Below are 12,443 nucleotides of genomic sequence, written 5' to 3' on the forward strand. Positions count from 1 at the left end.
CCCCTTTATCTTATAATAATCGGGGTCAAAACACAAGGACTATAAGAAATCATCACCATTCATTTATATAATAAATAAGTTTTTATTAATACTTTTTAAAAATATATTTACAAATAGAAATTTGGCGTGTATAATGAGGGTACCAAAATATTTTGAGGAGGGAATCCCTATGACAAAGCGTATGGTACGATTTGCGGCAACCTTCGCCCTGGCCTCCCTGCTGTTTGGATGCAGCACGGGCGGGACGGACACCGACCAGCCCGCGCCGGACAGTGCCCCGGCCGTAAGCCAGGGGGGACAGGAGCCGGCAGTCCCGGTCATCCCCGAGACTGCCATTAAAATCGTCCTCGAACCCTATTATGTCTGTTCGGCGGCGTCAATTGGGATTGAAAAGGGATGGTACAAGGAGCTGGGGATCAGCTTCGACCCCGAGCCCTACGGCACCGTTATCACCGGCGAGGACACCACCCAGTATGTCGCCTCCCGAAAGGGAGATATGATCGACCAGCCCACCGTACAGATCATGGGCGCAATCAAGGACCTGCCCCCGGTCAAGACCTTTGCCTTCAACTCCATCTTTTACGGCAGCGTGGTGCTCGGACAGCCGGGAACCAAGACGGTGGAGGATTTTAAAAAAGAGGGTCACAGTGAGGCCGAGGCCGTGAAGCTGGCCGTTGCGCAGCTGAAGGGCGGCAGCTTCGCCTATGACGGCACCGCCTCCTCCCACAGCTTCGTCACCTCGGCCTTGCAGATGGGGGAGCTGGGCCTGCAGGACGTCAGCTTACAGGCCTTCGGGGACTCGGAGATCGTCTCGATGATGCTCACCGGGCAGCTGGACTTCTGCGGCGGAATGGGACTGAGCGCGGCACAGGAGCTGATGAACAAGGGGATGGTCGTGGTGGTGAGCGCGAGCGACATCGTGGCCTTTGCCAAGGCGTCGGTCGATTCGCCCGAGTTGCGCTCGGTTTTCCAGGTGGGCTGGACCACCTACGACAGCTATATCGAGGAAAACTATGACACCATCCTGCGTTTCTCCAGCGTTGTCTTCAGGGAGGCGCGCTTCATCAACGAAAGCCGCCAGGAGGCGATTGCGATCCATCTGCCCTTCATGAACTCGATCAGCGGCAGCCAGAATACCGAAGCGGATATGGAAAGCGCCTACAGCGTGCTGACTCCTTATTTTTCCTTCGAGGATCAGTACGATTGGTTCTACAATAAGGAATCCCCGCTCTACTTCGAGTATTCGATCGGGGCCTATATCCAGGACTGGGTCGAGAAGGGATATATCCAGCAGGGTGAACTGTCGGTGGATGACATCTGTATCGCCGACGAGGTCTACGCCAAAATGCTCGAACTAAAAGAAGAGGCCGAACTGAACTTTACGCAGGCCGATGCGGCCATCGCGCAGGGGAGCGAGAGCGAGGCGCTGGAAACGGCGAAGGAACTGCTGGAGAAGGCCCGGTATTATCATGAAAACTACGATTACCTGGATGCGAAGAATTTTTCCGAGGCGGCCATACAGTGGGCGGACTATTCCAAGATTTAGGCGGTGAAGGGGGAAGTCAAAGGTGAAAACGAAGGGCAGATCCCGCTTTCAACTGTGCGATCTTCTCAAGGTTCTCTCGATCCCGGTCCTGCTGGCAGTGTGGCATCTGATGTCCCTGTGGCTGGGCAGCTACCGGCTGCCCAATGAGATCACAGTGTTAAAGGGCCTGTTTACCACGCTCTTTTCCTCGGAGAAGCTCAATATGGCGGGCGCCGGCGATCACGGCTTCTGGCCCCATGTGGCGGCGACCTTCTTAAAGGTGACGGCAGGGTACACCCTGGGCAGCCTGCTGGGGGTGCTGGCGGGGATGCTGATGAAGATGCACAAAAGGCTGCGGTATTTCCTCCACCTGCCCATCGATGTTTTGCGAACCGTGCCGCCCATCGCCTTCGTGCCCATCCTGTTCATGCTTCTGGGCAGAAGCGTGGCGGTGCAGCTGGCGGTGATCGTGCTCTACTCCTTTCTGACCATTGTCGTCAACACGATGAACGCCATTGGAAACGTCCCGCCCATCTACCAACGTTATGCCCTGACGCTGGGCGCCTCCCGCACACGGGTGCAGCGGGACGTGATCCTGCCGTGCATCCTGCCCGAGCTGCTGGGCGCCTTTCGGGTCGGGATCATCTGGGCCTGGGGCTATCAGGTGATCATCGAGATGATGGGCTCAGAGCACGGGCTGGGTAAGGTGTTTTATCATACCAAGCTGATGAATGCGCTGGATTTGGTGTTGATCGGGGTGGTCTGGGTGATCATCCTGGCAGGGGTCACCGATCTGCTGCTTGGCCTGTTCTGGGGGCGTGCGACCAGGTGGCAGGAAAAAGTGAAAAGCGAGGCGGTGAAGAGATGAAGGATAAGATCGTGCTGCAAAACCTCTCTAAAACCTTCCAAACTGAGTCGGGAAGGGCGGTACCGGTGCTGGAGGACATAAACCTGACCATCCGCGACAACGAGTTTTTGCTCGTCATCGGCCCCTCCGGCTGTGGGAAAACGACGCTGCTCTCCTGTATAGCCGGCTTCGAGGAGCCCACATCAGGGGAAATCCTCATGGACGGGGAGGTGGTCAAAGGTCCCTCAGCTCAGCGGGGGGTGGTCTTTCAGGAGACGGCGCTCTTCCCTTGGCGCAGGGTGGAAAAGAATGTAGAATACGGCCTCGAGGTGCGGGGAATGCCACGCCAGGAGCGCAAAAAGATCGCGCAGAAGTATCTTGAGATGGTTGGGCTGCAGGACTTTGCCGACGCCTATCCCAAGGAGCTGTCGGGCGGGATGAAAAAACGTCTGACCATCGCCACGGTCTACGCGAACAACCCTGAAGTGCTGCTGATGGACGAGCCGTTTTCAGCGCTGGATTATCCAACCAAATGCCGATTACAAATGGATTTGATGGACCTGTGGACCAAGGAGAAAAAGACGACCGTCTTCATCTCCCACGATGTGGAGGAGGCGGTGCTGCTCTCCGACCGGATCATTGTGCTCAACCGGCATAAGATCGCGCTGGAATACCAGAATCCCTTCCCGCGTCCGCGCCGTGACGAACTGCGCTCCGACCCGAAATTTATCGAGGCCAAGGAGTACATAAAGGGGGCCTATTGGAATGAAAGCCAGAAAGCGCAATAGGGAAAAGCTGCTGTTCGAGCTGATGAGCGTTTTTTTGATTGTCCTTTGCTGGGAGGGTTTAGCGGCCCACTTTGCCAAAAGCTATGAAAACGGCTCCTACCTCTTTCCCTCCCTCTATTCCGTCCTGACGCGCTCCTTTTTAAACCTTTCGGCCTTTTACGGGATGGGAGGGTTGGGGACGGGAAATTACGGGGTTGCCCCCTCGGCGTTCGTCTCGCTGAGCGTAATTGCCTACCACACCGCGCGTACCTTCCTGCGGATCGCGGCAGGCTTCCTGATCGGGGTGTCGCTGGGAATATTCTGTGGGATCCTGTATAAGGCGAACCGGTATTACCACGCCTTCACCAGCATCCCATCGCGGATTGTGAGCATCGTGCCGCAAATGGCGCTGATCACCCTCTTTCTCGCTTGGTTCGGCGATTCGGAGGCGGGTTATATCCTGTTTATCGCCTTCGGCATTTTTGTGGCGGTCTACATCAATACGGTCAACGCCATCGAAAACCTCCCGCCGGTCTACCACAAGTTTTCCAGTACGCTGGGCGCTGGCAAGGCTCGGTTTTATTGGAGCGTCGCTCTGCCGGGGATCATCCCCGAGCTGAGCGGTTGTATGAAGATGATCGTCGGGCAGGCATGGGCGCTGTCGATGGCCTCGGAGTTCATCTCCTCGCAGAATGGCTTGGGGCGGATCATCGTGCTGGCCAGGCAGCGCCTGGACACCGGGATCATCCTGATCGTTTTGTTTTTGTATGTGATCTATACGCTGCTCACCTTGAAGGTGCTCTATCGTTTGTGCGCCTACCTCACGCGATGGCAGCCGCAGATGGAATCTAGCGCGCAGACGACAAATGGAAAGAAGGGATAAGCGGTGGATGAAAGAACCTATTTTGAGGAATATATCGACGAAATCGAGATCATCAACACCCACGACCACACCATGGCGCCCGAACAGGCGCGCCGCCGCGCACAGAAGGAGTCCTACCTCTACGATGTGCTGCTCGCCAACAACAACAGCGGCTTTTTGAGCTATCTGCCGGACGAGAGGTGGCGCACTACCCAGTTCGATTTCGGGGATGCGCTGGGCAATCACCGGGACAGCTGCGAGGCTTCGCCCGCCCAGCTTTGGGAAAAGCTCGCGCCGGTCATCTGGCGGGGAAAGGCCTCGCCCCACTTTCGTATGTTCATGGAGGGCTGCCGCGACCTGTTCGGGTTGGATTTTGCGATTCCCGAAAGCGAGGAGCAGTGGACCATCTTTTCGCAGCGCATGCAGGCGTCGAACCAGCGCGAGGATTGGTACGACCATGTGCTGCGCCAAAAGGCGCATATTGAAAAGACCCTCGTGGTCGGGCGGGCGGACCCGAGACAGGTTGAACGCGAATACTTCCTGCCGCTGCACAATCTCGGGGATTTCCTCTCCGGCTTCGACTCTGGCGTGCTGCAAAAATTGGAGCAGCAGTACGGCAGGAGGGCTGAGAGCTTCGCAGACTTCGAGGAGCTGCTCCGCCACGCTGTCAAAACGGCCAAGCAGCAGGGCGTGGTGGCCATCAAGGACATGCAGGCCTACAAGCGGTTTATGAACTACAAAAATGTCACCCGCAACGATGCCAGAAAGGCGTTCGAGTGCGTCTCCCACAACGGCTGGGCGATGAAGAGCATAAGCGGCGAGGACATCACCCGCTTCCAGGATTATACCATGCACCTGATCCTCTCTCTGGCCGGGGAGTATGGTCTGCCGGTGCAGATCCATACCGGCTCCCCCGCGCCGACCGACCAGAGCAATCCCCTGCTGCTGATCGACCTGATCGAATCCCATCCCGGGACGGACATCGTCGTCCTCCACTGCGGGGGGGCTTACTACCAGCAGTTCGTGATGACCGCCAAATACGCCAGCCATGTCTATCTGGACCTGGCCTGGCTTCTGACCGGCTTCCCCGGACCGAGCGGTACGCGCAGGCTGCTGGGTGACTGGCTGGAGCTCGTCCCCTGGGACAAGTTTACCTGGGGGGCGGACTGCGCGGTGGTCGAGGAGACTTACGGCACCTTCCTCACGGCCCGGCGCGTTCTTGCGCAGGTCCTGGCCGATAAGGTGGGGGAAGGATTTATCAGCCGCGGCGAGGGGGAGCAGATTGCGCGGATGATCCTGCGCGAGAATGCGAAAAAACTTTATCATATTTAGCGGCGTGCAGGAAAAATAAGGATGTTTTTCTGGAACAATGTGGTTGTGAACTTTTCTGGTATATGTTACATTGTTCTTATAAAAGCATAAGAGCGGAGGCAACATCCTTGCAGACGAAGAGACTGGATAAGCTTTATAATGAATATCTGATCGTAAATTCCCTCAAGACCAGCGGGAAGCTGAGTATTCCCTCGATCGCCGCGTCGACCGGGTTGAGCCGCCCCACGGTGGATACCATCGTCTCCCAGCTCGAACGTGAGGGCATGGTGGAGACCGACGGGTTTGCCCAGTCGGTCACCGGGCGCAAGCCGGTGCTGTGGCGGCTGCGTTCAGACAGCGGTTATTTTGTCGGGGTGGATTTCGAGCCTCCCGTGGTGCGGCTGCTGATCCTCAATATGTGTCGTGAGACGGTGTTCTCGCGCTCCATCCAATTTCCGCAAAGCTTTCATGCGGATGAGGTGCTTAAGCTGCTGGTGTCGGCGATCCGCCAGGCGATGGAGGAGGCACGCGCACCTCTTGCCAAGCTGCGCTCGATCAGCGTGGGGAACCCGGGGAGCATCGACAAGCAGCGCGGGCTCTCGGTGGCCATGCACAACTGCCCGAACTGGAATAATGTCCCGATCTGCGAGCGGCTCGCGCAGGAATTTGACTGCGAGACCGAGATCGAGAACGTCATCCTCTACATGGCCAACGTCGAGCGCGAGCGGCTCGCCGGTCAGAATGTGCGCGATTTCGTCTATGTCGCGCTGCGCACCGGTGTGGGCGCGGGGGTATGCCTTAAGGGGGAGTTGTACAGCGGCGCCTCGGGAAACGCCGGGCATTTCGGCTTTCTCAGCGTGGGCAGCCCGCTGTGCCGCAGCGAGCATAGGCTGGAGGAATATGCCGATACCGCCATGCTGCTGCGGCGTATGCGGGAGGAAGGTTTGCTTTCCGGCGGCGAGGGGGAGCAGGACGGTGAACGGCAGATTTGCATCCTCGCCGAGCGCGCCCAGGAGGGCAACCCGGCGGCCATGGATATCCTGGAGGAGCTTTCGGACTTCTGGGCGTATGGGCTCTCCTGCGCCATCAACCTGTTGGATATCCCGCTGTATGTGGTGGGGGGCCTTCTGGCCCGCATGAACGTCTATGCACCCGAAGTGGGCGGCCTCTTTTTGGATATGGTCCGAAAGCGCTGCGTGCAAAACTATCTGTATGAAAAAAAATATTCCTTTGAGCTGTGCTATGCCCAGGATGTGCCCAATGCCGCGGCTTTGGGCGGGGCCTTGCGCGGGTATGAGACCTTCTTTAAGCGGTATGCGCCGTCGGCTGAGGGAAACCATCTGGCGGTGAGCGGCTAAAGAAGGGAGACGCACGGCTTGCCGACAGCCGCCTCTGGCGGCAGGAGGAGCGCGCAATGATTGTAGATACCCACTGCCATTATTGGTCGCTGCAGGGCGTGCCCTATTATAACAACGCACCCCTGGAACTTTATCTAAAGGAGCAGAGAATTGATAAGATTTCCCTGATCTGCATGAATGAGAAGGAGAATGAAGGGATGTGCCGGCAGGTGCGCGCGCATCCCGGCACCTATTTTGGGATCGCCTACCTGGATTTTAACCGGATGAAGGATTCCCTCACAAAGCTGCGGGCATGGGTGAAGGAGGGAATTGTCAAGGGGGTGAAGCTCTATCCCTACTTCGAGCACTTCGATGTGGATGATAGGGCGATCTATCCCTTCTATGAAACTGCTGTCGAATTGGGGCTCCCGGTACTGCCGCACATGGGTTGGGTCTGTATGGATGAGGATGCCTCCTGCCATCGCAAGGGCAGCTACCGCCATACCGGCTTCCCGGTACAATACGGCAGGGTGATGGAGGACTTCCCCGCCCTCAAGCTGATCGTCTCCCATCTGGGCGGGAACTATTACTACGAGTTTTTGACCATGGCCGAGCGGTTCGGGAGCATGATCATGGAGACCGCCTGGCTGCCAGACTACTGCATGCGGCATTATCCACCGCTCGATATGCCCGGTTGGATCGAGCACGCGGTCCGTTTTCTCGGCCCCGAGCGGGTGATGTATGCCGGGGAGGGCGTCTTCCCACAGGATATTCTGAGGCTCGACCTGCCCATGGCGCAGAAGTCGCTCATTCTCTCGCAAAACGCCGTAAGGTACTTTGGACTGTGAGAAGGGAGTGGATGCAATGAAAAAATTAAAGGCCTGCATTGCGGGAATGGGGTTTGTCGGCGCGGTGCATGCCGAGGCGCTGCACCGCACCGGGGCGGCCGAGCTGATCGCGGTTGCCGATCCGGCCGGAGCCGCCCAAAAGGCGGAAAAATGCGGGGCTCCGCGCGGGTATGACGACGCCCTGGAGATGATCGAGCGGGAGCGCCCGGACGTGCTGCATATCTGTACGCCCAACCGCTCGCACTATGAGCTCGCCCGCTTCGCGCTGGAGAAGGGGATCCATGTGCTTTGTGAGAAGCCGCTGTGCTCGTCGTCCGACCAGGCGCGCCGGCTCTGTGAGCTGGCAGAAGAGCGGGGGCTGCGCTGCGGGCTGAACCTCAGTTTTCGCTATAACCCACAAATCATGCAGATGCGCTCACTGATTTCGCAGGGAAAGCTGGGACGGCTTTTTTCGGTCCATGGCTCCTATTTGCAGGACTGGCTGCTCTACGACACCGACTACAGCTGGAGGCTGGAAACCGACTTTCCCGGCGAGACACGGGCGGTGGCGGACATCGGTTCGCACTGGATGGACCTTTGCCAATTCGTGAGTGGACAGAAAATTACGGCGGTGATGGCCGAGTTTTCCACCTTCCACCGGCAGCGCAAAAAGCCGCTGCATGGGTCGGAGACCTTTTGCGCCGCAAACGGGGCGGCACGGGAATGGCAGGAGGTGCCGGTCGGCACTGAGGATTGCGCCTTGCTGATGTTTCGCTTTGAAAGCGGGCTGGTGGGCAGCTGTATGCTCAGCCAGGCCTTTGCCGGGCGCAAGAACCAGCTCCTGCTTTCGGTCGCCGGCAGTGAGAGCTCCCTTTGCTGGGACAGTGATTGCGGCAACCGGCTCTGGTGGGGCCGGCGGGACGGCTACAATCAGGAGATCGAAAAGGCTCCGGAGCTGCTCGAGGAACCTGCGCGCCGGGTTACCGGCTACCCCGGCGGCCACGCCGAAGGGTTCGCGGACACCTTTAAGCAGGGCTTCCTGGACTTTTACGGATCTCTTACCAAAGACGCAAACGCCGCGGGCTGCTACGCCGGATTGGAAGACGGGCTGAGACTGCTGCAGCTATGCGAGAGCGCGGCGCTCAGCGCCCGTGAGCACAGATGGGTCGAGCTGCCTTGATAACGCTTGCCTAAACGGCAAAAAGGCTCCCGGTCTGAAACGATCGTTTCAGACCGGGAGCCTTTTTGCCGCCCGTCCCTACCGCAGCTCGACGGTATAGGAGAAAAAGTCGCTGCGCACCACGCCGTCGCTGAACTCGATCGCCCGCGCGCCGTCATAGGCGACGCGGGACTTCTGCATGACGGTGACGTCCGGCTCGATGTGCAGCAGCCTCGCCTCGTCCTCGCGCAGCCGGGCCCCGCGGATGGTTTCCACCGCCCGGGAGATGGACAACCCCATCCTGGCAAAGGTGTTGTACAGCCCGTTTTGATCGATCTGCTCGGGGGTCGCCTCGGAAAAGAGGTCGTGGGGGAGATAGGTGGTGTCCAGCGCGAAGGGGACCATATCGGCGTAGAAGAGGCGGCGCAGGCGGATGACGCGCCGCTCCTTGGTCACGTTCAGGCGGCTGCACACCTCCGAGTCGGGATAGATCAGGGAGAACTCCAAGATTTTCACCGTGCAGCGGATGCCCCGCCTTCTCAGCTCCTCGCGCAGGCTGTAGGACTTGGAGAGCTTGTGGTCGAAGGGCTTGTTTTTGACGAAGGTCCCCTTGCCCTGCTTGCGGTAAACCTGGCCGCGCTGCTCAAGGATGTCCAGCGCCTTGCGCACCGTGGCGCGGCTGACCCCATATTCCTCGGAAAGCTCCCGTTCGGTGGGCAGCTTTCGCCCTTCCTCCCATTCGCCGGACTGGATCTTTTCCCTCAAACGGCTCAACAGCTCACTGTAGCGATAACCGTTTTCCTCCATGCTCATGACCATTCCTTTCTCGGGAAATGCTACCGGGGCGTCCGCGTCAAAATGCCGCTGTGGAAAAGGCCGTTCCCCGGTTCGATGCAGTTTCTTTATTCTACCATATTTTACGTATCTTGTCATTATTGGTACGAATCTTTTTCAATATTATATATAAATTTTAAATAATAATTGACATAAATATAGTATAATGTTAATATTGGTATGTACCAATGGAGCAAATTAAAAATTAAGGAGGTTTATCATGAAGAGGCATATGAAGAAGACGTTGGCGGCGCTTTGCTGCCTGGCGGTCGCGATCGGCGCGTTCTCAGGCTGCGGCCAGAGCCAGGGCGCGCCGGCCGAAAGCGAGCCTGCGAGCGCGCCTCCCGCGGCGTCCGGGCAAGCGCCCGAACCGGAGAGCGAGACCGCCGCGGGCGGGGAGATCACCGTCATGCTGCCGCCCTGGGCCGAGCCGAGCCCCGAGCTGCTGCAGGAGTTCACCGACGAGAGCGGGATCAAGGTGATCCTCAACGTCGTCGGCTGGGACGACATCCGCAACAAGATTTCCATCGCCTCGGTCGGGCAGGCCGCGGTGGCCGACGTGGTCGAGGTGGACTGGTCCTGGGTGGGCGAGTTCGGCGCCGCGGGCTGGATGGAGCCGCTGGACGTGGACGCCGCGGTGCAGGAATCCATGCCGCCGATCTCCTCCTTTATCTATGACGACCAGGTGCTGGCCGTCCCTTACTCGAACGACTTTCGGATCGCCTTCTACAACAAGGAGCACTTCGAGGCCGCCGGTGTCACCGAGCCCCCCGCCACCTGGGACGAGGTGATCGAGGACGTCAAGAAGGTCAAGGAGGCCGGGATCTGCGAGTACCCGCTCTCCCTTATCCTTTCGGCGACCGAACCGACCACCAACACCATGCTCTGGCTGACCAACGCGAAATACGGGCCCTTCTTCAACGACGACATGTCGGTGAACCACGACAACGTGCTGAATACGTTAAACTTTGTCAACGGCCTGGTCAATGTCGACAAGCTGGTCGACCCGGCGAGCCTCAACATGAAGGACACCGAGGTGGACGGCAAGATGATGGCGAACTCCTCCAGCTTCATGGTGGCGGCCATCGCCTACAACGAGCGCCTGGACGATCCCGAGCAGTCCCAGGTGGTGGATAAGACCGACCCGATCCTGGTGCCCGGCAGCGAAGCGGTGCGCAGCGCAACCTTCGCGCTCCCCGAGGGGCTGGGGATCCCGAAGTATGCCGTCAACAAGGAAGCGGGCAAAAAGTTCATCGACTGGTACACTTCCCCTGAGACCCAGATCAAGCTCTACGGCGAGCAGGGCAACATCCCGACCTCCAACGTGGCGCTGGAAAAGATGATGGAGGAGGGTACGCTCAAGGACGGCGAGACGGTGATCGAGCAGACCACCTACATCAGCTCCCCCTTCCCGGGCGGCATCCCCGAGTGGTATTCCGAGATGAGCAACGCCGTGTACAACAACGTCAACCAAATGGTGCAAGGCTCGATCACTCCCGAGCAGGCCCTTGCGGGCATCGAGGATAAGGTGAACGAGCTTCGCGGATAGGAAAACGAGTATGACCAATTGACAGGAGGGAATGAGTATGAAACGCATATTGAGTCTGATTTGCTGTCTGTCGGTGATGGCCTCTGCCTTTGCCGGTTGCGGCAGCAAGCCCGCCGAGAGCACATCTTCCGCACAGGCGTCGCCGTCCTCGGCCCCGGCCGATAGCCAGGCCGCCCCCGAGGAAGAGGCCCCGGCTGAGAGTGCCGCGGGCGGCGAGATCACCGTCATGGTGCCTCCGTGGGCCGAGCCTTCGCAGGAGCTTCTGGACAGCTTCACGGCCGAGAGCGGGATCAAGGTCGTGATGAACATCGTCGGCTGGGACGACATCCGCAACAAGATTTCCATCGCCGCGGTCGGGCAGACCGCGCCGGCCGACGTGGTCGAGGTGGACTGGTCCTGGGTGGGCGAGTTCGGCGCGACCGGCTGGATGGAACCGATCGAGATGCCCCAGGAGGAGAAGGATGGCATGCCCACCGTACAGTCCTTCATCTACGGTGACGAGGTGCTGGCCCTGCCCTATGCCAACGACTTCCGCCTGGCCTATTACAACACCGAGCATTTCTCACAGGCCGGCGTGGACGCCGCGCCGCAAAACTGGGACGAGACGATCGCTGCCTGTAAGAAGATCAAGGAGGCGGGGATCTGCGAGTATCCGCTTTCCTTCACCCTCTCCGCCACCGAGGCCGCCACGACCAGCCTTCTGTGGATGACCCTCTCGAAGTACGGCGATTTCTTTAATGACGACTTCTCCGTCAACAAGGACAACGTCCTGGGCGCTTTGACCTTCTTAAATTCCCTGGTCAACGAGGAGAAGCTGATCGATCCGGCCAGCCAGAACATGAAGGACATCGAGGTCTACGGCAAGCTGACCGCGGGAGCCGCCAGCTTCATGGTGGGCCCGACCTACTTCATCGGGCTGATCAACAACCCCGAGGAATCCCAGGTGGTCGGCAAGGCCGCCGCGACCCTGGTGCCCGGAAACGGAACCATTAAGACCGCGACCTTCGCCCTGCCGGAAGGGGTGGGCATCCCCAAGTACAGCGAGAACAAGGAGGCCGCGCGCAAGTTCATCGACTGGTACACCTCCCCCGACATCCAAGTCAAGATGTACGGGGAAAAGGGCAACATCCCGACGCGCACCGTCGCGCTCCAGCAGCTCATTGACAACGGCACCATCGAGGGCGGCGACGTGCTCATCGAGCAGTCGGACTACATTTCCGCCCCCTTCCCGGGCGGCATCCCGGAGTGGTATCCCGAGATGAGCAACACCATCTACAACAGCGTCAACCAGATGGTGCAGGGGGCCCTGACCCCCGAGCAGGCCTACGAGAACATCGCCAGTCGGGTGGAGGAGCTCCGCCAGTAACAATTTTCGGCCTTCCGGCAGCGGCCCCAGGCGGGGCCGCTGCCGGCGGCTCGGTTCGG

11 protein-coding genes are annotated in these 12,443 nt (G+C 59.0%); 10 read left to right on the forward strand and 1 reads right to left on the reverse strand.

Annotated features, from left to right (window positions below; translation table 11 throughout):
* Nucleotides 1-169 precede the first annotated feature (169 nt).
* The 8 genes from EDD78_RS12040 to EDD78_RS12075 all read left to right on the forward strand — a co-directional run bounded on the left by EDD78_RS12040 (nucleotide 170) and on the right by EDD78_RS12075 (nucleotide 8,656).
* Nucleotides 170-1,546 carry a type 2 periplasmic-binding domain-containing protein gene (locus tag EDD78_RS12040; protein WP_079698002.1) on the forward strand — a complete coding sequence of 459 codons (1,377 nt, stop codon included), beginning with the start codon at nucleotides 170-172 and terminating at the stop codon, nucleotides 1,544-1,546.
* A 22-nt stretch (nucleotides 1,547-1,568) separates the two neighbouring features.
* A complete protein-coding gene (locus EDD78_RS12045) occupies nucleotides 1,569-2,393 on the forward strand; it encodes an ABC transporter permease (RefSeq protein ID WP_132085098.1) in 825 nt (274 codons plus the stop codon).
* On the forward strand, nucleotides 2,390-3,160 hold the full coding sequence (locus tag EDD78_RS12050) for an ABC transporter ATP-binding protein (RefSeq protein WP_079698000.1): 771 nt from the start codon (nucleotides 2,390-2,392) through the stop codon (nucleotides 3,158-3,160). Before EDD78_RS12045 ends, EDD78_RS12050 begins: the two co-directional genes overlap by 4 nt.
* Nucleotides 3,138-4,022, forward strand: coding sequence for an ABC transporter permease (locus EDD78_RS12055; RefSeq protein WP_132085099.1), 885 nt, complete (start codon nucleotides 3,138-3,140; stop codon nucleotides 4,020-4,022). Before EDD78_RS12050 ends, EDD78_RS12055 begins: the two co-directional genes overlap by 23 nt.
* Nucleotides 4,023-4,025: 3 nt before the next feature.
* Nucleotides 4,026-5,333, forward strand: coding sequence for an amidohydrolase family protein (locus EDD78_RS12060; protein WP_132085100.1), 1,308 nt, complete (start codon nucleotides 4,026-4,028; stop codon nucleotides 5,331-5,333).
* A gap of 107 nt (nucleotides 5,334-5,440) precedes the next feature.
* Nucleotides 5,441-6,670, forward strand: coding sequence for an ROK family protein (locus EDD78_RS12065; RefSeq protein WP_165873216.1), 1,230 nt, complete (start codon nucleotides 5,441-5,443; stop codon nucleotides 6,668-6,670).
* A 56-nt stretch (nucleotides 6,671-6,726) separates the two neighbouring features.
* The gene (locus EDD78_RS12070) at nucleotides 6,727-7,497 is read left to right on the forward strand and encodes an amidohydrolase family protein (RefSeq protein ID WP_132085102.1); all 771 of its coding nucleotides are present in this window, start codon (nucleotides 6,727-6,729) and stop codon (nucleotides 7,495-7,497) included.
* 16 nt (nucleotides 7,498-7,513) lie between these two features.
* Entirely contained in the window at nucleotides 7,514-8,656 is a 1,143-nt protein-coding gene (locus tag EDD78_RS12075; protein ID WP_132085103.1) for a Gfo/Idh/MocA family protein, read from the forward strand.
* 78 nt (nucleotides 8,657-8,734) lie between these two features.
* Here the strand turns inward: EDD78_RS12075 and EDD78_RS12080 are convergent, their stop codons facing one another.
* Nucleotides 8,735-9,448: a GntR family transcriptional regulator gene (locus EDD78_RS12080; RefSeq protein WP_165873217.1), complete on the reverse strand. Its 714-nt coding sequence runs from the start codon at nucleotides 9,446-9,448 to the stop codon at nucleotides 8,735-8,737.
* 241 nt (nucleotides 9,449-9,689) lie between these two features.
* Between EDD78_RS12080 and EDD78_RS12085 the strand changes: the two genes are divergently transcribed.
* A complete protein-coding gene (locus tag EDD78_RS12085) occupies nucleotides 9,690-11,018 on the forward strand; it encodes an extracellular solute-binding protein (protein ID WP_132085105.1) in 1,329 nt (442 codons plus the stop codon).
* Nucleotides 11,019-11,055: 37 nt separating this feature from the next.
* Nucleotides 11,056-12,384 (forward strand): extracellular solute-binding protein, encoded by a 1,329-nt coding sequence (locus EDD78_RS12090; protein WP_132085106.1) that lies wholly within the window; start codon nucleotides 11,056-11,058, stop codon nucleotides 12,382-12,384.
* Nucleotides 12,385-12,443 lie beyond the last annotated feature (59 nt).

The organism is Harryflintia acetispora, assembly GCA_004340125.1.
GTDB lineage: Bacteria > Bacillota > Clostridia > Oscillospirales > Ruminococcaceae > Harryflintia > Harryflintia acetispora.